General features: G+C 69.7%; 27 protein-coding genes. All 27 read left to right on the top strand.

Annotation, left to right across the window (positions count from 1 at the left end):
* The first annotated feature begins 8 nt into the window (after window positions 1-8).
* The 27 genes from fusA (at window position 9) to BCAV_RS15710 (ending at window position 19,249) form a co-directional block, all read left to right on the top strand.
* A complete protein-coding gene (gene fusA, locus BCAV_RS15840) occupies window positions 9-2,123 on the top strand; it encodes an elongation factor G (protein WP_015883630.1) in 2,115 nt (704 codons plus the stop codon).
* A gap of 109 nt (window positions 2,124-2,232) precedes the next feature.
* Entirely contained in the window at window positions 2,233-3,423 is a 1,191-nt protein-coding gene (gene tuf, locus BCAV_RS15835; protein WP_015883629.1) for an elongation factor Tu, read from the top strand.
* A 618-nt stretch (window positions 3,424-4,041) separates the two neighbouring features.
* Complete coding sequence (gene rpsJ / locus BCAV_RS15830) at window positions 4,042-4,350, top strand: 30S ribosomal protein S10 (RefSeq protein ID WP_015883628.1); 309 nt, start codon at window positions 4,042-4,044, stop codon at window positions 4,348-4,350.
* An 11-nt stretch (window positions 4,351-4,361) separates the two neighbouring features.
* Window positions 4,362-5,024, top strand: a complete 663-nt coding sequence (rplC, locus tag BCAV_RS15825) for a 50S ribosomal protein L3 (RefSeq protein ID WP_015883627.1) — start codon at window positions 4,362-4,364, stop codon at window positions 5,022-5,024.
* A gap of 2 nt (window positions 5,025-5,026) precedes the next feature.
* Window positions 5,027-5,692: a 50S ribosomal protein L4 gene (gene rplD, locus BCAV_RS15820; protein ID WP_015883626.1), complete on the top strand. Its 666-nt coding sequence runs from the start codon at window positions 5,027-5,029 to the stop codon at window positions 5,690-5,692.
* The gene (gene rplW / locus BCAV_RS15815) at window positions 5,689-6,000 is read left to right on the top strand and encodes a 50S ribosomal protein L23 (protein ID WP_015883625.1); all 312 of its coding nucleotides are present in this window, start codon (window positions 5,689-5,691) and stop codon (window positions 5,998-6,000) included. Before rplD ends, rplW begins: the two co-directional genes overlap by 4 nt.
* Before the next feature lie 45 nt (window positions 6,001-6,045).
* Complete coding sequence (gene rplB / locus BCAV_RS15810; RefSeq protein ID WP_015883624.1) at window positions 6,046-6,882, top strand: 50S ribosomal protein L2; 837 nt, start codon at window positions 6,046-6,048, stop codon at window positions 6,880-6,882.
* A gap of 15 nt (window positions 6,883-6,897) precedes the next feature.
* Window positions 6,898-7,179 carry a 30S ribosomal protein S19 gene (rpsS, locus tag BCAV_RS15805; protein ID WP_015883623.1) on the top strand — a complete coding sequence of 94 codons (282 nt, stop codon included), beginning with the start codon at window positions 6,898-6,900 and terminating at the stop codon, window positions 7,177-7,179.
* Window positions 7,180-7,226: 47 nt separating this feature from the next.
* The gene (rplV, locus tag BCAV_RS15800) at window positions 7,227-7,592 is read left to right on the top strand and encodes a 50S ribosomal protein L22 (RefSeq protein ID WP_015883622.1); all 366 of its coding nucleotides are present in this window, start codon (window positions 7,227-7,229) and stop codon (window positions 7,590-7,592) included.
* Window positions 7,592-8,368: a 30S ribosomal protein S3 gene (gene rpsC / locus BCAV_RS15795; protein WP_015883621.1), complete on the top strand. Its 777-nt coding sequence runs from the start codon at window positions 7,592-7,594 to the stop codon at window positions 8,366-8,368. Before rplV ends, rpsC begins: the two co-directional genes overlap by 1 nt.
* A 3-nt stretch (window positions 8,369-8,371) precedes the next feature.
* Window positions 8,372-8,791, top strand: coding sequence for a 50S ribosomal protein L16 (gene rplP, locus BCAV_RS15790; RefSeq protein WP_015883620.1), 420 nt, complete (start codon window positions 8,372-8,374; stop codon window positions 8,789-8,791).
* On the top strand, window positions 8,791-9,030 hold the full coding sequence (rpmC, locus tag BCAV_RS15785; RefSeq protein ID WP_015883619.1) for a 50S ribosomal protein L29: 240 nt from the start codon (window positions 8,791-8,793) through the stop codon (window positions 9,028-9,030). The genes rplP and rpmC overlap by 1 nt, the downstream gene beginning before the upstream one ends.
* A gap of 8 nt (window positions 9,031-9,038) precedes the next feature.
* Window positions 9,039-9,338, top strand: a complete 300-nt coding sequence (gene rpsQ / locus BCAV_RS15780) for a 30S ribosomal protein S17 (RefSeq protein ID WP_015883618.1) — start codon at window positions 9,039-9,041, stop codon at window positions 9,336-9,338.
* A gap of 68 nt (window positions 9,339-9,406) precedes the next feature.
* Window positions 9,407-9,775 carry a 50S ribosomal protein L14 gene (gene rplN / locus BCAV_RS15775; RefSeq protein WP_015883617.1) on the top strand — a complete coding sequence of 123 codons (369 nt, stop codon included), beginning with the start codon at window positions 9,407-9,409 and terminating at the stop codon, window positions 9,773-9,775.
* Window positions 9,776-10,123: a 50S ribosomal protein L24 gene (gene rplX, locus BCAV_RS15770; RefSeq protein WP_015883616.1), complete on the top strand. Its 348-nt coding sequence runs from the start codon at window positions 9,776-9,778 to the stop codon at window positions 10,121-10,123.
* The gene (gene rplE, locus BCAV_RS15765) at window positions 10,123-10,722 is read left to right on the top strand and encodes a 50S ribosomal protein L5 (RefSeq protein WP_015883615.1); all 600 of its coding nucleotides are present in this window, start codon (window positions 10,123-10,125) and stop codon (window positions 10,720-10,722) included. Before rplX ends, rplE begins: the two co-directional genes overlap by 1 nt.
* 1 nt (window position 10,723) lies before the next feature.
* Window positions 10,724-10,909 carry a type Z 30S ribosomal protein S14 gene (locus tag BCAV_RS15760; RefSeq protein ID WP_015883614.1) on the top strand — a complete coding sequence of 62 codons (186 nt, stop codon included), beginning with the start codon at window positions 10,724-10,726 and terminating at the stop codon, window positions 10,907-10,909.
* Window positions 10,910-10,979: 70 nt separating this feature from the next.
* Window positions 10,980-11,378 (top strand): 30S ribosomal protein S8, encoded by a 399-nt coding sequence (gene rpsH, locus BCAV_RS15755; RefSeq protein ID WP_043347364.1) that lies wholly within the window; start codon window positions 10,980-10,982, stop codon window positions 11,376-11,378.
* A gap of 20 nt (window positions 11,379-11,398) precedes the next feature.
* The gene (gene rplF / locus BCAV_RS15750; RefSeq protein WP_015883612.1) at window positions 11,399-11,938 is read left to right on the top strand and encodes a 50S ribosomal protein L6; all 540 of its coding nucleotides are present in this window, start codon (window positions 11,399-11,401) and stop codon (window positions 11,936-11,938) included.
* A gap of 2 nt (window positions 11,939-11,940) precedes the next feature.
* Window positions 11,941-12,318, top strand: coding sequence for a 50S ribosomal protein L18 (rplR, locus tag BCAV_RS15745; protein WP_015883611.1), 378 nt, complete (start codon window positions 11,941-11,943; stop codon window positions 12,316-12,318).
* Between the two features lie 43 nt (window positions 12,319-12,361).
* Window positions 12,362-13,042: a 30S ribosomal protein S5 gene (gene rpsE / locus BCAV_RS15740; protein WP_015883610.1), complete on the top strand. Its 681-nt coding sequence runs from the start codon at window positions 12,362-12,364 to the stop codon at window positions 13,040-13,042.
* Window positions 13,042-13,230, top strand: coding sequence for a 50S ribosomal protein L30 (rpmD, locus tag BCAV_RS15735; protein WP_015883609.1), 189 nt, complete (start codon window positions 13,042-13,044; stop codon window positions 13,228-13,230). The genes rpsE and rpmD overlap by 1 nt, the downstream gene beginning before the upstream one ends.
* Complete coding sequence (gene rplO / locus BCAV_RS15730) at window positions 13,227-13,760, top strand: 50S ribosomal protein L15 (RefSeq protein ID WP_015883608.1); 534 nt, start codon at window positions 13,227-13,229, stop codon at window positions 13,758-13,760. The genes rpmD and rplO overlap by 4 nt, the downstream gene beginning before the upstream one ends.
* Window positions 13,761-13,899: 139 nt before the next feature.
* A complete protein-coding gene (secY, locus tag BCAV_RS15725; RefSeq protein WP_015883607.1) occupies window positions 13,900-15,210 on the top strand; it encodes a preprotein translocase subunit SecY in 1,311 nt (436 codons plus the stop codon).
* Complete coding sequence (locus tag BCAV_RS15720) at window positions 15,207-15,785, top strand: adenylate kinase (protein WP_015883606.1); 579 nt, start codon at window positions 15,207-15,209, stop codon at window positions 15,783-15,785. Before secY ends, BCAV_RS15720 begins: the two co-directional genes overlap by 4 nt.
* The gene (gene map / locus BCAV_RS15715; protein WP_015883605.1) at window positions 15,785-16,615 is read left to right on the top strand and encodes a type I methionyl aminopeptidase; all 831 of its coding nucleotides are present in this window, start codon (window positions 15,785-15,787) and stop codon (window positions 16,613-16,615) included. The genes BCAV_RS15720 and map overlap by 1 nt, the downstream gene beginning before the upstream one ends.
* 69 nt (window positions 16,616-16,684) lie before the next feature.
* Window positions 16,685-19,249, top strand: a complete 2,565-nt coding sequence (locus BCAV_RS15710) for a LuxR C-terminal-related transcriptional regulator (protein WP_015883604.1) — start codon at window positions 16,685-16,687, stop codon at window positions 19,247-19,249.
* Window positions 19,250-19,404 lie beyond the last annotated feature (155 nt).

Below are 19,404 nucleotides of genomic sequence, written 5' to 3'. Positions count from 1 at the left end.
GAGCAACTGTGGCACTGGACGTGCTGACGGACCTGACCAAGGTCCGCAACATCGGCATCATGGCGCACATCGATGCCGGCAAGACGACGACGACCGAGCGGATCCTGTTCTACACGGGCGTCAACTACAAGATCGGCGAGACCCACGACGGCGCCTCGACGACCGACTGGATGGAACAGGAGCAGGAGCGCGGCATCACGATCACGTCGGCCGCCGTGACCTGCTTCTGGAACGGCACCCAGATCAACATCATCGACACGCCCGGCCACGTCGACTTCACCGTCGAGGTGGAGCGGAGCCTGCGCGTGCTCGACGGTGCTGTCGCCGTCTTCGACGGCAAGGAGGGTGTCGAGCCGCAGTCGGAGACCGTGTGGCGGCAGGCCGACAAGTACGACGTCCCGCGCATCTGCTTCGTCAACAAGATGGACAAGCTCGGCGCCGACTTCTACTTCACGGTCGACACGATCGTCGGCCGCCTGGGTGCCCGTCCGCTCGTGCTGCAGCTCCCCATCGGCGCCGAGAACGACTTCATCGGCGTCGTCGACCTCGTCGAGATGCGCGCGCTCGTGTGGCCCGCGGACTCCAAGGGCGACACGACCATGGGCGCCAAGTACGAGGTGCAGGAGATCCCGGCCGACCTGCGTGAGAAGGCCGACGAGTACCGCGCCAAGCTCATCGAGACGGTCGCCGAGACCGACGACGCCCTGCTCGAGAAGTTCTTCGCGGGCGAGGAGCTCACGGTCGCCGAGATCAAGGCCGGCATCCGGAAGCTCACCGTCGCCAGCGAGATCTACCCGGTGCTGTGCGGCTCCGCGTTCAAGAACCGCGGCGTCCAGCCGATGCTCGACGCCGTCGTGGACTACCTCCCGTCGCCGCTCGACGTGCCGGCTGTCGAGGGCCACTCGGTGAAGGACGAGGAAGAGACCATCACGCGGGCTCCGGACTCGAGCGCGCCGTTCGCGGCGCTCGCGTACAAGATCGCCACGCACCCGTTCTTCGGCAAGCTCATCTACGTCCGCGTGTACTCGGGCAAGGTCACGCCCGGCACGCAGGTCATCAACGCGACCAAGGGCAAGAAGGAGCGCATCGGGAAGCTCTTCCAGATGCACGCCAACAAGGAGAACCCGGTCGACGAGGCGACGGCGGGGCACATCTACGCCTTCATCGGCCTCAAGGACGTCACGACGGGCGACACGCTCTCGGACATCGCGAACCCGGTGGTCCTCGAGTCCATGACGTTCCCGGACCCGGTCATCGAGGTCGCGATCGAGCCGAAGACCAAGGGTGACCAGGAGAAGCTCTCCACGGCGATCCAGAAGCTCGCCGAGGAGGACCCGACGTTCCAGGTCATGCTCGACCAGGAGACCGGTCAGACGGTCATCAAGGGCATGGGCGAGCTCCACCTCGACATCCTCGTCGACCGCATGCGTCGCGAGTTCAAGGTCGAGGCGAACGTCGGCAAGCCGCAGGTCGCGTACCGCGAGACCATCCGCCGCAAGGTGGAGAAGGTCGAGTACGTGCACAAGAAGCAGACCGGTGGTTCGGGCCAGTTCGCGAAGGTCCAGATGACGTTCGAGCCGCTCGACACCGCCGAGGGCGAGCTGTACGAGTTCGTGAACTCGGTGACCGGTGGTCGCATCCCGCGGGAGTACATCCCGAGCGTCGACCACGGGATCCAGGACGCGATGCAGGCAGGTGTGCTGGCGGGCTACCCGCTCGTCGGCGTCAAGGCCACGCTGCTCGACGGCGCCTACCACGAGGTCGACTCCTCGGAGATGGCGTTCAAGATCGCCGGCTCGATGGTCCTCAAGGAAGGCGTGCGGCGTGCCGACCCGGTGCTCCTCGAGCCCCTCATGGACGTCGAGGTGCGCACGCCCGAGGAGTACATGGGCGACGTCATCGGCGACCTGAACTCGCGACGTGGACACATCCAGTCGATGCAGGACGCGAGCGGCGTTAAGGTTGTTCGCGCTCTGGTGCCGCTGTCGGAGCTGTTCGGCTACATCGGCGACCTGCGCAGCAAGACGCAGGGCCGTGCGGTGTACTCGATGCAGTTCGACAGCTACGCCGAGGTTCCTCGGAACGTCGCCGAGGAGATCATCAAGAAGACCCGGGGCGAGTAGTCCCACAGGTCGAACCCGACACACCATCAACACCGACCCGTAGGACCACTCACCGGCGGCATCCCGCACCGGAGAGAGACGACTACCCGAGTTCCAGGAGGAACCCAAAGTGGCGAAGGCCAAGTTCGAGCGGACCAAGCCGCACGTCAACATCGGCACCATCGGTCACGTCGACCATGGCAAGACGACGCTGACGGCCGCCATCTCGAAGGTGCTGCACGACAAGTACCCCGACCTGAACCCCTTCACGCCGTTCGACGAGATCGACAAGGCGCCGGAGGAGAAGCAGCGCGGCATCACGATCAACATCGCGCACGTCGAGTACCAGACGGAGAAGCGTCACTACGCGCACGTCGACGCGCCGGGTCACGCCGACTACATCAAGAACATGATCACGGGTGCCGCGCAGATGGACGGCGCGATCCTCGTGGTCGCGGCGACCGACGGCCCGATGGCCCAGACGCGCGAGCACGTGCTGCTCGCCCGCCAGGTCGGCGTGCCGTACCTGCTCGTCGCGCTCAACAAGTCCGACATGGTCGACGACGAGGAGATCCTCGAGCTCGTCGAGATGGAGGTCCGCGAGCTGCTGTCGTCGCAGGGCTTCGACGGCGACGACGCCCCGGTCATCCGCGTCTCGGGCCTCAAGGCCCTCGAGGGCGACCCGGAGTGGGTCAAGACCGTCGAGGAGCTCATGGACGCCGTGGACGAGTCCGTCCCGGAGCCCGTGCGCGACATGGACAAGCCGTTCCTCATGCCGATCGAGGACGTCTTCACGATCACCGGTCGTGGCACGGTCGTCACCGGCAAGGTGGAGCGCGGCAAGCTCGCGATCAACTCCGAGGTCGAGATCGTCGGCATCCGCCCGGCGCAGAAGACCACCGTCACGGGCATCGAGATGTTCCACAAGCAGATGGACGAGGCGTGGGCCGGCGAGAACTGTGGCCTGCTTCTTCGCGGGACCAAGCGTGAGGACGTCGAGCGCGGCCAGGTCGTCGTGAAGCCGGGTACGAACACGCCGCACACCCAGTTCGAGGCGCAGGTCTACATCCTGTCCAAGGCTGAGGGTGGGCGTGACAACCCGTTCTACTCGAACTACCGCCCGCAGTTCTACTTCCGCACCACGGACGTCACCGGCGTCATCACGCTGCCCGAGGGCACGCAGATGGTCATGCCGGGCGACAACACCGAGATGACGGTCGACCTGATCCAGCCGATCGCCATGGAAGAGGGCCTCGGGTTCGCCATCCGTGAGGGTGGTCGCACCATCGGCTCCGGCAAGGTCACCAAGATCCTCGCCTGATGTGGCATCGGTGATCACTCGCTGATCACCAACGAAGGGCCCGGCGGCTTCGGCCGCCGGGCCCTTCGTGCGTCTGTGTCCGGCGCCGTGGTCGCCTTGGGGAAGTGGGGTGGATCCGGGAGCCTATCGCTCCCGGATCCACCCCACTCCGCCGGATCACGGGCGGTCACGGTCGAGTCCGGGCCCGCCGTCGTCGGAGGCCGGCCAGGAGGTCGGCCTGCTGTTCCGTGGTGTCTCACGCAGCGCCGCCCAGCGGGGGAGCGTCGTCACGGCCTGACCCGAGCCCGACCCCGAACCCCGGAGTGACGGACGTCGCGTCCGGCCGGGGCTGCTCGGATTGGTCACAGCGCCAGGACTGTGGCAAACTGTCCAGGTTGCCTCGTGGGAACGGGGTCCGCGTGCGCTCTGGCAGGACCGGAGCGGTGATGTGGACAACGGCGGTGCGAGTGCGATCGCGTGGCTCGCGGGTCCCGAACGGGACCGGGGCCGCACCCATCGACAACTCAGGCCCGCACCTGCCGGTGCACCGCGGTCGGGGACTGCGCTGAAAGGCGACACGCCCGAGCGCGGGGGTCGGTGAAAGCAAGCGGTTACGACGAGAGAGAGTCAGACGACGCCATGGCGGGACAGAAGATCCGCATCCGGCTCAAGTCCTACGACCACGAGGTCATCGACAGCTCGGCGCGCAAGATCGTCGACACGGTGACGCGCGCTGGTGCGACGGTCGTGGGTCCGGTGCCGCTGCCGACGGAGAAGAACGTGTTCTGCGTCATTCGTTCGCCGCACAAGTACAAGGACAGCCGCGACCACTTCGAGATGCGCACGCACAAGCGGCTGATCGACATCATCGACCCGACGCCGAAGGCGGTCGACTCGCTCATGCGCCTCGACCTCCCGGCCGACGTCAACATCGAGATCAAGCTCTAAGGATCCGACCCATGACTTCACCCACCACCAGTGCAGCCGCCGTGACGGCGCTGCTCGGGACCAAGCTCGGCATGACCCAGGTCTGGGACGACGCCGGTCGGCTGGTGCCCGTGACGGTCGTCCAGGTCGGCACCAACGTCGTCAGCGCGGTCCGGACCCCCGAGACCGACGGCTACTCCGCCGTCCAGCTCGCGTTCGGCCAGATCGACCCGCGCAAGGTGACGCAGCCTCTCAAGGGCCACTTCGCGAAGGCGGGCGTCACGCCTCGCCGTCACGTCGCCGAGATCCGCACGGGCGACGCCGCCGAGTACACGCCCGGCCAGGAGCTCACCGTCGAGGTGTTCGCGGCCGGCCAGGGCGTCGACGTCGTCGGCACCACCAAGGGCAAGGGCACCGCAGGCGTCATGAAGCGGCACGGGTTCTCCGGTGTCGGGGCTTCGCACGGTGCGCACCGCAACCACCGCAAGGCCGGATCGATCGGTGGCGCCTCGACGCCGTCGCGCGTGTTCCGCGGCCTCCGGATGGCCGGTCGCATGGGCAACGACCGGCACACCGTCCAGAACCTCAAGATCCACGCGGTCGACGCCGAGAAGGGTCTCCTCCTCGTGACCGGGGCCCTCCCCGGCCCGCGCGGCGGGCTCGTCGTCGTCAAGACCGCCTCGAAGGAGGCCTGAGCATGGCTGCCGAGAGCACACTGACCGTCGACGTCATCGACGCGAAGGGCAAGAAGTCCGGCACCGCCGACCTGCCCGCCGACGTGTTCGACGTCCAGACGAACGTGCCCCTGATCCACCAGGTCGTCGTCGCGCAGCTGGCGGCGGCACGGCAGGGGACGCACAAGACCAAGACGCGCGGCGAGGTCCGCGGCGGCGGCAAGAAGCCGTACCGCCAGAAGGGCACCGGTCGCGCCCGCCAGGGTTCGACCCGCGCTCCGCAGTTCGCCGGCGGTGGCGTCGTGCACGGGCCCGTCCCGCGCGACTACAGCCAGCGGACCCCGAAGAAGATGAAGGCCGCCGCGCTGCGTGGCGCGCTCAGCGACCGCGCGCGGGCCGACCGCGTGCACGTGGTCTCCGGGTTCGTCGCCGACGCGCCGTCGACCAAGGCGGCCCTCGCGGTGCTCGGCCAGGTCACGGAGGCGGAGCGGGTGCTGGTCGTGCTCGAGCGCACCGACACCACCGCGTGGCTCAGCCTGCGCAACGTGCCGGCTGTGCACCTCATCCACCCTGACCAGCTCAACACGTACGACGTCCTCGTCAGCGACGACGTCGTCTTCACCCGCGGCGCGCTCGAGCAGTTCCTCGCTCCGGCCGCCGGCGGCGACGCCGAGGAGGCCGGCAAGTGACCGCGAGCCCGATCCACGCCAAGGACCCGCGCGACGTCCTCATCGCGCCGGTCGTCTCGGAGAAGAGCTACGGGCTCCTCGACGAGGGCAAGTACACGTTCCTCGTGGACCCCCGCTCGAACAAGACGGAGATCAAGATCGCCGTCGAGCAGGTCTTCGGGGTCAAGGTCGCTTCCGTCAACACCGCCAACCGGCCGGGCAAGTCCCGCCGCACGCGGTTCGGGATCGGCAAGCGCAAGGACACCAAGCGCGCGATCGTCACGCTGCGCGAGGGCACGATCGACATCTTCGGCGGGCCGATCGGCTGACGCCGTCAGTCAGCCAGATCGCAGGAGAGGTAAGGACCGCAGGACATGGGAATCCGCAAGTACAAGCCGACGACGCCGGGCCGGCGCGGCTCGTCCGTCGCCGACTTCGTCGAGGTCACCCGCTCGGAGCCGGAGAAGTCGCTCGTCCGTCCGCTCAGCAAGAGCGGCGGCCGGAACTCGACGGGGCGCATCACGTCCCGTCGCCGGGGTGGCGGGCACAAGCGCGCCTACCGGGTGATCGACTTCCGCCGTCACGACAAGGACGGCGTGCCCGCGAAGGTCGCGCACATCGAGTACGACCCGAACCGCACGGCACGCATCGCGCTGCTGCACTACGCGGACGGCGAGAAGCGCTACATCGTCGCGCCGAACCGCCTGAAGCAGGGTGACCGGATCGAGAACGGGCCGGCCGCCGACATCAAGCCGGGCAACAACCTGCCGCTGCGCAACATCCCGACGGGCACCGTGATCCACGCCGTCGAGCTGCGCCCCGGCGGCGGAGCGAAGATCGCGCGTTCGGCCGGTTCGTCCGTCCAGCTCGTGGCGAAGGACGGGCCGTACGCGCAGCTGCGCATGCCGTCCGGCGAGATCCGCAACGTCGACGCACGCTGCCGCGCGACGATCGGCGAGGTGGGCAACGCCGAGCAGTCGAACATCAACTGGGGCAAGGCCGGCCGCATGCGGTGGAAGGGCAAGCGCCCGTCCGTCCGCGGTGTCGCCATGAACCCGGTCGACCACCCGCACGGTGGTGGCGAGGGCAAGACGTCCGGTGGGCGTCACCCGGTGAGCCCCTGGGGGCAGCCTGAGGGCCGCACCCGCCGCCCCGGCAAGCCGAGCGACAAGCTCATCGTGCGCCGTCGGCGTACCGGCAAGAAGCGCTGATAGGGAGTACGGACAATGCCTCGCAGCCTCAAGAAGGGCCCGTTCGTCGACGGCCACCTGCAGAAGAAGGTGGACGACCAGAACACCAAGGGCACGAAGAACGTCATCAAGACCTGGTCGCGTCGGTCGCTCATCACGCCGGACTTCCTGGGCCACACCTTCGCCGTGCACGACGGCCGCAAGCACGTCCCGGTGTTCGTCACCGAGGCGATGGTCGGGCACAAGCTGGGCGAGTTCGCCCCCACCCGCACGTACCGCGGCCACGACAAGGACGACCGGAAGGCCCGCCGCCGCTGAGGCGGCGCGGACCTGACGGACCAGACGAGAAGACAGGCAGGACAACCATGGAAGCCAAGGCGCAGGCGCGATTCGTGCGCGTCACGCCCCAGAAGGCTCGCCGTGTCGTGGACACCATCCGTGGCAAGGGCGCTGCCGAGGCCGTCGCCGTGCTGAGCTTCGCTCCGCAGGCAGCCGCCGAGACGGTGCGCAAGGTCGTCGAGAGCGCGGTCGCCAACGCCCGCGTGAAGGCGGACACGGCGAGCGTCCGGTTCGACCCGGCGGATCTCGTGATCGCCGAGGCGTACGTGGACGAGGGGCCCACACTCAAGCGGTTCCGGCCGCGCGCCCAGGGGCGTGCGAACCAGGTCCTCAAGAGGACGAGCCACATCACCGTGATCGTCGCTGAGCGGCAGAAGGAAGGAGCTCGCTGATGGGCCAGAAGGTCAACCCTCTCGGGTTCCGACTCGGGATCACCACCGACCACCGCTCGCGCTGGTTCGCGGACTCGACGAAGCCGGGTCAGCGTTACCGCGACTACGTGCGCGAGGACGTGCAGATCCGCAAGCTCATGTCCACCGGGCTCGAGCGCGCCGGGATCTCCAAGGTCGAGATCGAGCGCACCCGTGACCGCGTGCGCGTCGACCTGCACACCGCGCGTCCGGGCATCGTCATCGGTCGCCGCGGCGCCGAGGCGGACCGCCTGCGCAGCGAGCTCGAGAAGCTCACCGGCAAGCAGGTGCAGCTCAACATCCTCGAGGTCAAGAACCCCGAGCTCGACGCCCAGCTCGTCGCGCAGGGGATCGCCGAGCAGCTCGCCAGCCGCGTCGCGTTCCGCCGTGCCATGCGCAAGGGCATGCAGTCCGCGCAGCGGGCCGGCGCGAAGGGCGTGCGCGTGCAGTGCTCCGGCCGCCTCGGCGGTGCCGAGATGAGCCGTTCGGAGTTCTACCGCGAGGGTCGTGTGCCGCTGCACACGCTGCGCGCGAACATCGACTACGGGTTCTTCGAGGCCCGCACGACCTTCGGACGCATCGGCGTGAAGGTGTGGATCTACAAGGGCGACATGACCGAGCGCGAGTTCGCTCGCGAGCAGGCCAGCGCCGCTCCGCGCGCCCGCGGTCGGGCTGACCGTCCGCGCGGCCGTCGCGACGAGGGCGCTGCGCCCCAGCAGGCTGCTGCTCCGGCAGCGACCACCGGAACGGAGGCCTGAGCCGTGCTCATCCCCCGGCGGACCAAGCACCGCAAGCAGCACCACCCGAGGCGCACGGGCGCGGCATCGGGCGGCACCACGATCGCGTTCGGCGACTACGGCATCCAGGCCGTCGAGGGCGGGTACCTCACGAACCGCCAGATCGAGGCCGCACGTATCGCCATGACCCGGCACATCAAGCGTGGCGGAAAGGTGTGGATCAACATCTACCCGGACCGTCCGCTGACGAAGAAGCCGGCCGAGACCCGCATGGGTTCCGGCAAGGGTTCCGTCGAGTGGTGGATCGCCAACATCAAGCCCGGCCGCGTCCTGTTCGAGCTGGCCGGTGTCGACGAGCCACTGGCGCGCGAGGCGATGCGTCGCGCGCAGCACAAGCTTCCGATGAAGACCCGCTTCGTGCGGCGCGAGGGTGGTGACCAGTGATGGCAGTCGGTTCGAAGGACCTGACGCCGACCGAGCTGGACGGCATGGACGACGAGCGTCTCGGCGCCGAGCTCAAGAAGGCCAAGGACGAGCTGTTCAACCTGCGGTTCGCCTCGGCCACCGGCCAGCTCGAGAGCCACGGACGCCTCAAGGAGGTCCGGCGCGACATCGCCCGGATCTACACGATCCTGCGTGAGCGCGAGCTCGGGATCCGCACGGCTCCGACGAGCGCGAAGTGAGCGAGACGATGGCGAACGAGACGAAGGACACCGTGGCCGAGAGCGCGGCAGCCGAGCACCGCCCCAACCGCAAGACGCGGCGTGGGTACGTGGTGAGCGACAAGATGCAGAAGACCGTCGTGGTGGAGGTCGAGGACCGGGTCAAGCACCCGCTCTACGGCAAGGTCATCCGGCGCACCACGAAGGTCAAGGCGCACGACGAGGCCTCCACGGCCGGCGTCGGCGACCTCGTCCTCATCATGGAGACCCGGCCGCTGTCCGCCACCAAGCGGTGGCGTGTGGTCGAGATCCTCGAGAAGGCCAAGTAACTATCCGTTCGGCCAGGCTCGCGCCGGCATCTGTCGGGCGAGAACCGGCACGACGACAGGAGTAGGGAATGATCCAGCAGGAGTCGCGGCTGAAGGTCGCCGACAACACGGGTGCGAAGGAGATCCTCTGCATCCGTGTGCTCGGTGGGTCCGGACGCCGCTACGCCGGCATCGGCGACGTCATCGTCGCCACCGTCAAGGACGCGATCCCGGGCGGCAACGTCAAGAGGGGTGACGTCGTCAAGGCCGTCGTCGTGCGCACCGCCAAGGAGCGCCGCCGGCCGGACGGGTCCTACATCCGCTTCGACGAGAACGCTGCCGTGCTTCTCAAGAGCGACGGCGAACCGCGCGGCACGCGCATCTTCGGTCCCGTGGGGCGCGAGCTCCGCGACAAGAAGTTCATGCGCATCGTGTCGCTGGCTCCGGAGGTGATCTGAGTGGCGAAGATCAAGAAGGGCGACCTCGTCGTCGTGATCTCGGGCAACCGGGACGACCGCGGGAAGCAGGGCCGCGTGCTCGAGGTCCTCACGGACAGCAACCGGGTCGTCGTCGAGGGTGTCCGTCGCGTCAAGAAGCACACCAAGGTGTCGCAGACGCAGCGTGGCAGCCGCACCGGCGGCATCGAGACCATCGAGGCGCCGATCCACGTCAGCAACGTGATGCTCGTCGACCCGGAGACCAAGAAGGGCACCCGGGTGGGCTATCGCACCGAGGAAGTCGAGCGCAACGGGCGCGCGAGGACCGTCCGGGTCCGCGTCGCCAAGCGCTCCGGTAAGGACGTCTGATGGCCACGACCACCGAGAACACCGCCGTCGAGGGCTCGACCGCTCCGGCGGCGCCCGCGCCGCGGCTGAAGCTGCGCTACCGCGAGGAGATCCGCTCGGCCCTGAAGGAGGAGTTCGGTTTCGCGAACATCCACCAGGTCCCGGGTCTCACCAAGATCGTCGTCAACATGGGCGTCGGGGACGCGGCACGCGACTCCAAGCTCATCGACGGCGCCATCCGCGATCTCTCCCTCATCACCGGCCAGAAGCCGCAGGTGACGAAGGCCCGCAAGTCCATCGCGCAGTTCAAGCTGCGCGAGGGTCAGCCGATCGGCGCGCACGCGACGCTGCGCGGCGACCGGATGTGGGAGTTCCTCGACCGGCTGCTGTCGATCGCGCTGCCGCGCATCCGCGACTTCCGGGGCCTCGAGCCGCGGCAGTTCGACGGGCACGGCAACTACACGTTCGGCCTCGTGGAGCAGTCGATGTTCCACGAGATCGACCCGGACTCCATCGACCGCGTGCGAGGCATGGACATCACCGTGGTGACCACGGCCAGCACCGACGACGAGGGCCGTTCGCTCCTGCGTCGTCTCGGCTTCCCGTTCAAGGAGAACTGACGTGGCGAAGACCGCCCTCATCCAGAAGGCGAACAGCAAGCCGAAGTTCGGTGTGCGCGCCTACACCCGGTGCAACCGGTGCGGCCGTCCGCGCTCGGTGTACCGCAAGTTCGGCCTGTGCCGGATCTGCCTGCGTGAGATGGCCCTCGCCGGTCAGCTCCCGGGTGTCACGAAGAGCAGCTGGTAACGACTACGCCGTAGGTCCGCCGTCCCGCACCGGGACGCGTGAAACCGCGGTGAGGAAGGGCACGAGCCCGATGACAATGACTGATCCGATCGCAGACATGCTGACGCGTCTGCGCAACGCGAACTCGGCGTACCACGAGACGGTGACCATGCCGTACTCGAAGCTGAAGTCGCACATCGCCGAGATCCTCCAGGCGGAGGGCTACATCGTCGGCTGGCGTGTCGAGGACGCCGAGGTGGGCAAGCACCTCGTGCTCCTCCTCAAGTACGGGCCGAACCGCGAGCGGTCGCTCGCCGGTGTCCGGCGCGTCTCGAAGCCCGGTCTGCGGGTGTACGCGAAGTCGACCAACCTGCCGAAGGTGCTCGGCGGCCTGGGCGTGGCCATCCTGTCCACGTCCTCCGGCCTGCTCACCGACCGTCAGGCGGCCACGAAGGGCGTGGGTGGGGAAGTCCTCGCCTACGTCTGGTGAACGGGTAAGGAGGAGAGCTCATGTCCCGCATCGGGAAGATCCCCGTCCAGGTCCCGTCCGGCGTCGACGTCGACATCGCTGACCGCGTGGTGACGGTGAAGGGCCCCAAGGGCACCCTCACGCACCGCGTGCCGGCGCCGATCGTCGTCGCACGCGGCGACGACGGTGCCCTGGTCGTCACGCGTCCGGACGACGAGCGCACGTCGCGCTCGCTCCACGGCCTGACGCGCACGCTGCTCGCGAACCTCGTCACCGGGGTGACGCAGGGCTACCAGAAGAACCTCGAGATCGTCGGTACCGGGTACCGCGTGACCGCCAAGGGGAGCTCGCTCGAGTTCGCGCTCGGTTTCAGCCACCCCGTGACGGTGAGCGCCCCCGAGGGCATCACCTTCGCCGTCGAGTCGCCGACCAAGTTCTCGGTCGCCGGCATCGACAAGCAGCAGGTGGGCGAGGTCGCCGCGAACATCAGGAAGATCCGCAAGCCCGAGCCCTACAAGGGCAAGGGCGTGCGTTACGCGGGCGAGCAGGTCCGCCGCAAGGTCGGAAAGGCTGGGAAGTAGCCATGGCTGTGACGATCAAGTCAGCGGGCAAGTCCACGGCGACGGCACGCAAGCGCCGTCACCTGCGTGTCCGCAAGCGCATCGTCGGGACGCCGGAGCGCCCCCGCCTCGTCGTGACGCGTTCGTCGCGGCACATCGTCGCGCAGCTCGTCGACGACTCGACGGGGACGACGCTCGCGTCGGCCTCGACGCTCGAGGCCGACCTGCGCGCCTCGGACGGGGCGAAGGTCGACAAGGCGCACAAGGTCGGCGAGCTTCTCGCCGCCCGTGGCACCGCAGCCGGCGTGACGACTGCCGTCTTCGACCGCGGTGGCAACGCGTACCACGGTCGCGTGGCCGCCGTCGCCGACGGTGCCCGTGAAGGGGGACTGACCCTGTGAGCACCCCGGAACTGCACAACCACGACATGAAGAGGAACGTCTGATGGCTGCACCGCAGCGCAGCAGGACCACTGGCGCCCCGAGCAGCGGCGGCCCCAGCGAGAACGAGCGCGGGCGCGGCGGCGACCGTCGGGGTGGGGACCGCCGCGGCGGCGACCGCCGGGGCGGTGACGACCGCAACCAGTTCGTGGAGCGCGTCGTCACGATCAACCGCGTCGCCAAGGTCGTCAAGGGCGGTCGTCGCTTCAGCTTCACGGCACTCGTGGTCGTGGGCGACGGCGACGGCACCGTCGGCGTCGGCTACGGCAAGGCGAAGGAAGTCCCGACCGCCATCGCGAAGGGTGTCGAGGAGGCGAAGAAGAACTTCTTCCGCGTCCCGCGCATCCAGGGCACCATCCCCCACTCGGTGCGGGGTGAGGCAGCGGCCGGGGTCGTCTTCCTGCGTCCCGCGTCCCCGGGTACCGGAGTCATCGCCGGTGGCCCGGTGCGCGCCGTGCTCGACTGCGCGGGGATCCACGACGTGCTCAGCAAGTCGCTCGGTTCGTCGAACGCGATCAACATCGTCCACGCGACGGTCGCGGCGCTCCAGGGGCTCGAGGAGCCGGCCGCTGTCGCGGCGCGGCGTGGCCTCCCGCTCGAGGACGTCGTCCCCGGCCCGATCCTGCGCGCTCAGGCGCGCGGACGGGCCGACGCCGCCGCGAAGGCATCGACGGGAGTGGCGTGATGGCGCAGCTCAAGGTCACGCAGACCCGGTCCACGATCGGGGGCAAGCAGAACCAGCGTGAGACGCTGGCGACGCTCGGCCTCGGCCGGATCGGGAAGTCCACCGTCCAGGAGGACACCCCGGGCGTGCGCGGCATGATCCGGGTGGTCGCCCACCTGGTGAGCGTCGAGGAGGTCGACGAGTCATGACGGAGAAGTCCACGGACACGAAGTCCGCGGCCACGAAGGCCGCGGCGAAGAAGAAGGCCGACGAGCAGGTCGCCGAGGCGACCCGTCCGAACGCCCTCAAGGTCCACCACCTGCGGCCGGCCCCCGGCGCACGCACCGCCAAGACCCGCGTGGGTCGCGGCGAGGCGTCCAAGGGCAAGACCGCTGGTCGCGGCACCAAGGGTTCGAAGGCGCGCGGCAACGTGCCCGCAGCGTTCGAGGGCGGCCAGACGCCGATGCACATGCGGCTGCCGAAGCTGCGCGGGTTCACGAACCCGTTCCGGACGGAGTACCAGGTCGTCAACCTCGGTCGGCTCGCCGAGCTGTACCCGACGGGTGGCGAGGTCACCGTCGCCGACCTCGTGGCGAAGGGCGCCGTGCGCTCCGGTCGCCCTGTCAAGGTGCTGGGCACGGGTGACGTCGACGTGAAGCTCGACGTGAAGGTCGACGCGTACTCCGCGTCGGCCAAGGAGAAGATCGTGGCGGCGGGCGGCTCGCTCGAGCAGGCCTGACGCGGCGCGGGCGGCGGTGCGGAGCTCTCCGCCCGCCGCCTGCGGCGTCTCCGGCCACGGTCCAGCCGTGGCACGACGTCGTGACGGCTACGCTCTACCCGACGCACCGCCGTCGCGATCCCATTGACCTGGAGGACCATTGCTGAGCGCATTCGCCCGGGCGTTCCGGACGCCCGACCTGCGGCGCAAGCTGCTCTTCACGCTCGGGATCATGGCGATCTTCCGCCTCGGGTCCTTCATCCCGACCCCCGGCATCGACTACGCGAACGTGCAGGTCTGTGCCGCGGCCTCGCAGGACAACGACGTCCTCGGCCTCATCAACCTGTTCAGCGGCGGTGCGCTGCTCCAGCTGTCGATCTTCGCGCTCGGGATCATGCCGTACATCACGGCGAGCATCATCATCCAGCTGCTCCGTGTGGTGATCCCTCGTTTCGAGGCCCTCCACAAGGAGGGGCAGTCCGGCACCGCGAAGCTCACGCAGTACACCCGTTACCTCACGATCTTCCTCGCGGTGCTGCAGGCCACGACGATCATCACGACGGCGCGCACCGGCGTGCTGTTCAACGGGTGCGGGGCGTCCGACTCGAACACGCCGCTCATCCCGAACGACGGCGTCACCACGATCCTGCTGATGATCGTGACGATGACGGCGGGTACCGGGCTCATCATGTGGCTCGGCGAGCTCATCACGGAGCGCGGCGTCGGCAACGGCATGTCGCTGCTCATCTTCACGTCGATCGCGGCGAGCTTCCCGACCGCGCTGTGGGCAGTCGCCACGGGCGAGGGCGGCGCCACGAAGTTCGGCCTCGTGCTGCTGCTCACCCTCGTGATCGTGGTGCTCGTCGTGTTCGTCGAGCAGTCACAGCGTCGCGTCCCGGTGCAGTACGCGAAGCGGATGGTCGGGCGTCGCATGTACGGCGGCTCGAGCACGTACATCCCGATCAAGATCAACATGTCCGGCGTGATCCCGGTGATCTTCGCGTCGTCGCTGCTCGCGCTGCCGACGCTCGCCGCCCAGTTCGGGGACCCGACCGAGGGCTGGGTCCAGTGGGTCCAGGCGAACCTCGTCGATCCGGGTGCGCCGATGTACCTCGCGATCTACGTGGTGCTCATCCTGTTCTTCGCGTTCTTCTACACGTCGATCACGTTCAACCCGGACGAGGTCGCCGACAACATGAAGCGCTACGGCGGGTTCATCCCGGGCATCCGGGCGGGCCGGCCGACGGCCGAGTACCTGCACTACGTGATCACGCGCATCACCTCGGCCGGCGCGATCTACCTCGCGCTCGTCGCGATGGTGCCGACGATCGCGTTCGTGCTCCTGGGGATCTCCACGTCGATCCCGTTCGGCGGGACGTCGCTGCTGATCGTCGTCAGCGTCGGGCTCGAGACCGTCAAGCAGATCGACTCCCAGCTCCAGCAACGACACTACGAGGGCTTCCTGCGATGAGCGCCAGGTACGTGATCATGGGCCCGCAGGGCTCCGGCAAGGGCACGCAGGCAGCGCGGCTGTCCGGCCGCCTCGGGGTTCCCGCGATCTCGACGGGGGACATCTTCCGGTCGAACGTCGCCGAGGGCACGGAGCTCGGCCGGACCGCGAAGGCGATCATGGACGCGGGCGACCTGGTCCCGGACGAGATCACGAACGCCATGGTGCGTGACCGGCTCGCCCGCGACGACGCCCGGGCCGGCTTCATCCTCGACGGCTACCCGCGGAACGCGGCGCAGGTCGAGGAGCTCGACCGGATCCTCGCGGAGCACGACGAGGCGCTCGACGCCGTCATCGAGCTCGTCGCGGACCGGGAGGAGCTGCTCGCGCGGCTCGCCCGCCGCGCGGAGCTCGAGGGTCGCGACGACGACACGGAGGAGGCGATCCGGCGTCGGCTCGAGGTGTATGCCGAGCAGACGGCGCCGCTCGCCGAGGCGTACGCCGCCCGAGGGCTGCTCGTGCGCGTGGACGGGGTCGGCGAGGTCGACGCGATCACCGAGCAGGTCGCCGGAGCCCTCGAGGCCCACGCCCGCTGATGTTCCGCAGTCCCCGGATCGAGCTCAAGACGCCCGAGCAGATCGTCGCGATGCGGCGGTCCGGGCTGGTGCTCGCCGGTGTCCTCGACGAGGTGCGCGCGCACCTCGGCCCAGGTGTCACGACACGCGAGCTCGACGCCGTCGCGGCCGCCGCGGTGGCGCGCGCCGGTGCGACGTCCAACTTCCTGGGCTACCACGGGTATCCCGCGACGATCTGCACGAGCGTCAACGACCAGGTGGTGCACGGCATCCCGTCGGACCGCCCGCTCGCCGACGGCGACGTCGTCTCGGTGGATGCCGGCGCGATCGTCGACGGCTGGCACTCCGACTCCGCGTTCACCACGGTGATCGGCGCTGCGGCGCCTCGTGACGCGGCGCTCGTCGCCGCGACCGAGCGGGCGATGTGGGCCGGCGTCGCGGCGCTGGCCTCCGCGCGTCGGCTGGGCGAGGTGGGAGCGGCCGTCGAGGCCAGCGTCACCGGCGCTGCCGACGACGGCGACGGCTTCGCGATCGTCACCGAGTACGTCGGTCACGGCATCGGGACGGCGATGCACCAGAGCCCGGACGTCCCCAACTACGCGACGCGGGACCGCGGGCCGCGGGTGGTGCCCGGGCTGGTCGTGGCGATCGAGCCGATGCTGGTCGCCGGCGACCCGGCGACCCGCGTGCTGGACGACGACTGGACGGTCGTGACGCTCGACGGCTCCCGTGCGGCGCACGTCGAGCACACGGTCGCCGTGCACGACGGCGGCATCTGGGTCCTGACCGCTGCCGACGGCGGAACGGCGGGCCTCGCACCGTACGGCGTCCGGCCCGTCCCGGTCGGTTGACAGGCTGGCGCTGGCGATAGACTCCGGCGTGGCCCGCACCCGGCGAGGCGGGCTCGAACGGTGGTCACGATGGTGGATGAGGGGCTGCGCGTGCGGCGTACGCACCCTGGTCCCCGGCTGCCCCGGGTGGCCGAGAGCTACGTGCCGCGGCCTCGCGTGCTCGCCCGCCTCGAACGTCTCGCGCCGCTCGTCATCGTGCGCGCACCACGCGGGTTCGGGAAGACGAGCCTGCTGTCCTGGTGGCTGCGCACGACCAAGCACACCGACCACGACGTCGTCTGGCTGACGCTCGACCGCCACGCGGTCACCGAGGCGGAGTTCTGGGAGCTGCTGCTCGCCGGGCTCCGATCCGCCGGCCTCGCCGAGGGCGTGGGCGCGACGTCCGCTCGTCGTTCCGTGCACGACGCCGTCCGGTCGCTCACCCGGCGCCTCGTGCTGGTCATGGACAACTTCCCGTCGGTGCCGGAGAGCCTCGACGGCGACCTCGTCGACCTCGTCCAGCAGTCCGACCTCATCCACCTCGCCGTCGCCGGGCACCGGCACCGTGACCTCGAGCGGCTGGGCGTGATCGCGCTCGACGCGGTGCTCGTGCTGTCCAGCGACCTCGCGCTCGACGCCGACGCGATCGGCGAGCTCGCCGCGGGCATCGGGCTGGACCTCACGCGCGCACAGATCGACCGGGTCGCGGGGGAGGTCGGGGGGTGGCCGGCCCTCGTGCGTGCGCTGCTGCACGGCATCGAGCAGCGCGACGTCGTCGGGGAGTCGTTCACGTACGTCGACTGGCGTCTCGTCGACCTGTTCGTCCGGGAGGTCCTCGCCGGCGTCGTCGACGAGTCGGTGCGCTCCTTCATGGCACGCACGTCCGTCGCCGACGAGTTCACCCGGGAGCTCGCCCAGGAGCTGTACCCCGACCGCGACGTGACGTTCCTGCTCAGCCGCATGGTGGAGGCGCACCTGCTCGGCGTGCAGGTGATCGACGGCGTCCCGGTCTACACGTATCCGCGCGCGGTGCGGTTCGCGATCGACCGGTTGCTCGCGGAGTCCGACCCCGAGCTGCGCCAGGCGCTCCTCGGGATCGCGACCCGGTGGTTCGCCGACCGGGACGACGCGCGCGGCGCCCTCGTGCACGCCGTCCGGGCCCGGGACTGGGACCAGGCGGTCAGCGCGGTCGACCGGCACTGGGTGCAGCTGGTCGCCCAGCACCCCGACGCCCTGAGCCACGCGATCCGGGGGATGCCGGTGGATCTGGTGGCGTCGAACCCGAAGCTCCGGGTCGCACACGAGTTCATCCTGCCGCTGACCCATCCCACGGACCTCGCCTCCACCCACCGCGCGGAGCTCGCCGGAGTCGCGCCGCGCACGGAGAGCGACGCCGTGCGCACCCGGGTGAGCACGGTCATCGCGCTGTCCGCGACCGGCTACGTCGACATCGCGCAGGAGGTCGCCCAGCAGTGGGGCCGCGCCGCCGACGTCAGCGGGGCGGCGCCCGGCGACGTCGACCACGAGGTGCCGACGCTGCTCTTCCAGTGGGGGAGCACACGCCTCGCCGCCGGCGACGTCATCGGGTCCCGGTACGCGTTCTCGGAGGCGTTCGCCTGGGCGCAGCGCATGGGGGACGCGCTCGTGCGGCGGACGAGCGCCGTCGGCCTCGCGCTCACGCACGCGATCAACGGCGTCCCGCTCCTCACGCACGAGTGGCTCGGCCGCGTGGAGCTCGACGAGGACGTCGAGGAACCTGTGACACGCGCCGCAGTCGTGATCGCGGAGGCGCTCGCCGGCGTCGACATGCTGGCCGACGAGGCCGCCCTCCTGGCGGACAACCTGCCGGAGCGGTCGTCGCCGGACGAGCTCTGGGCGCTCGTCGCGTTCGTCCGCGGTCAGATCATCGCGAGCGGCGGCGATCCCGGCGCGATGCTGGCGTGCGCGGACGCGTGCGAGGAGGGCCTCGCCCGCGCGCCGCGGGGCGGGATCGCCGAGGCGCTCCTCGTCTCGACGCTCGGCGAGGTGCTCGTGGCCCAGGGCGAACGCGCCCGCTTCCGCCGGATCCTGGCGTCGGCGACCGACTCGCCGATCCTCGCCGTCGCGAAGGCACGGCTGGCGTGGCAGGACGGCGACGGCGTCAAGGCGCGGACGATCGCCGTCGACGCGCTCCAGCGACCCACGATCACTCAGCGCTCCCGGCTCGAGCTCCTGGTCCTCATGGCGGTGCTCGACCTCGACCGGGACCGCCGCGCCTCGGCGCTGAGCTACGCGCGGCAGGCACTCCAGGTCGCGCACGGCACCGGGCAGCGCCGTCCGTTCCAGTTCGTGCCGAGGGCTCAGCTCGCCACGCTGGCGACGGAGCTTCCCGACCTCGGGGAACTTCTCGGCGAGCCGGCGTTCGAGGCGTTCGGCGACGTCATGCCCCCGGCGGTGAGCGCCGTCGTCCTGACCGAGCGGGAGCGGACGATCCTCGGCGAGCTCGCGTCGACGTCGTCCGTCCCGGAGATCGCGACGAGGCTGTTCGTCTCGCCCAACACGGTGAAGACGCAGCTCCGCGGGATCTACCGCAAGCTCGGCACCCACAGCCGCGAGGAGACGCTGCAGCGCGCCCGGGACGCCGGTCTCCTCGACCCGTCCGACGCGTCGGTCTGAGCGCGCCGACCCGCTCACCCACGAGCGGTCCGGGGGGCTCACCTTGAGCGTCGCGACCTTTTCACCTTTGGCGCCCCGCACCTTCACCCCGCCAGGGTCTGCTCGTCGCGGCCCGGACCTGATGGACTTCTTCCCTGCCGGCCGACCGGGCCGAC

It is taken from the genome of Beutenbergia cavernae DSM 12333, assembly GCF_000023105.1.
GTDB classification, from domain to species: domain Bacteria; phylum Actinomycetota; class Actinomycetes; order Actinomycetales; family Beutenbergiaceae; genus Beutenbergia; species Beutenbergia cavernae.
The sequence above is the reverse complement of the archived record's forward strand: the minus strand, read 5'-3'. Positions and strand labels throughout refer to the sequence as shown.

What these genes read in the sequence shown, in the direction of transcription:
- rpsJ (WP_015883628.1), top strand. Translation starts at nt 4,042, where the DNA reads ATGGCGGGACAGAAGATCCGCATCCGGCTCAAGTCCTACGACCACGAG.
- rplC (WP_015883627.1), top strand. Translation starts at nt 4,362, where the DNA reads ATGACTTCACCCACCACCAGTGCAGCCGCCGTGACGGCGCTGCTCGGG.
- rplD (WP_015883626.1), top strand. Translation starts at nt 5,027, where the DNA reads ATGGCTGCCGAGAGCACACTGACCGTCGACGTCATCGACGCGAAGGGC.
- rplB (WP_015883624.1), top strand. Translation starts at nt 6,046, where the DNA reads ATGGGAATCCGCAAGTACAAGCCGACGACGCCGGGCCGGCGCGGCTCG.
- rpsS (WP_015883623.1), top strand. Translation starts at nt 6,898, where the DNA reads ATGCCTCGCAGCCTCAAGAAGGGCCCGTTCGTCGACGGCCACCTGCAG.
- rplV (WP_015883622.1), top strand. Translation starts at nt 7,227, where the DNA reads ATGGAAGCCAAGGCGCAGGCGCGATTCGTGCGCGTCACGCCCCAGAAG.
- rpsC (WP_015883621.1), top strand. Translation starts at nt 7,592, where the DNA reads ATGGGCCAGAAGGTCAACCCTCTCGGGTTCCGACTCGGGATCACCACC.
- rpmC (WP_015883619.1), top strand. Translation starts at nt 8,791, where the DNA reads ATGGCAGTCGGTTCGAAGGACCTGACGCCGACCGAGCTGGACGGCATG.
- rpsQ (WP_015883618.1), top strand. Translation starts at nt 9,039, where the DNA reads ATGGCGAACGAGACGAAGGACACCGTGGCCGAGAGCGCGGCAGCCGAG.
- rplN (WP_015883617.1), top strand. Translation starts at nt 9,407, where the DNA reads ATGATCCAGCAGGAGTCGCGGCTGAAGGTCGCCGACAACACGGGTGCG.
- rplE (WP_015883615.1), top strand. Translation starts at nt 10,123, where the DNA reads ATGGCCACGACCACCGAGAACACCGCCGTCGAGGGCTCGACCGCTCCG.
- rpsH (WP_043347364.1), top strand. Translation starts at nt 10,980, where the DNA reads ATGACAATGACTGATCCGATCGCAGACATGCTGACGCGTCTGCGCAAC.
- rplF (WP_015883612.1), top strand. Translation starts at nt 11,399, where the DNA reads ATGTCCCGCATCGGGAAGATCCCCGTCCAGGTCCCGTCCGGCGTCGAC.
- rplR (WP_015883611.1), top strand. Translation starts at nt 11,941, where the DNA reads ATGGCTGTGACGATCAAGTCAGCGGGCAAGTCCACGGCGACGGCACGC.
- rpsE (WP_015883610.1), top strand. Translation starts at nt 12,362, where the DNA reads ATGGCTGCACCGCAGCGCAGCAGGACCACTGGCGCCCCGAGCAGCGGC.
- rpmD (WP_015883609.1), top strand. Translation starts at nt 13,042, where the DNA reads ATGGCGCAGCTCAAGGTCACGCAGACCCGGTCCACGATCGGGGGCAAG.
- rplO (WP_015883608.1), top strand. Translation starts at nt 13,227, where the DNA reads ATGACGGAGAAGTCCACGGACACGAAGTCCGCGGCCACGAAGGCCGCG.
- BCAV_RS15720 (WP_015883606.1), top strand. Translation starts at nt 15,207, where the DNA reads ATGAGCGCCAGGTACGTGATCATGGGCCCGCAGGGCTCCGGCAAGGGC.
- map (WP_015883605.1), top strand. Translation starts at nt 15,785, where the DNA reads ATGTTCCGCAGTCCCCGGATCGAGCTCAAGACGCCCGAGCAGATCGTC.
- BCAV_RS15710 (WP_015883604.1), top strand. Translation starts at nt 16,685, where the DNA reads ATGGTGGATGAGGGGCTGCGCGTGCGGCGTACGCACCCTGGTCCCCGG.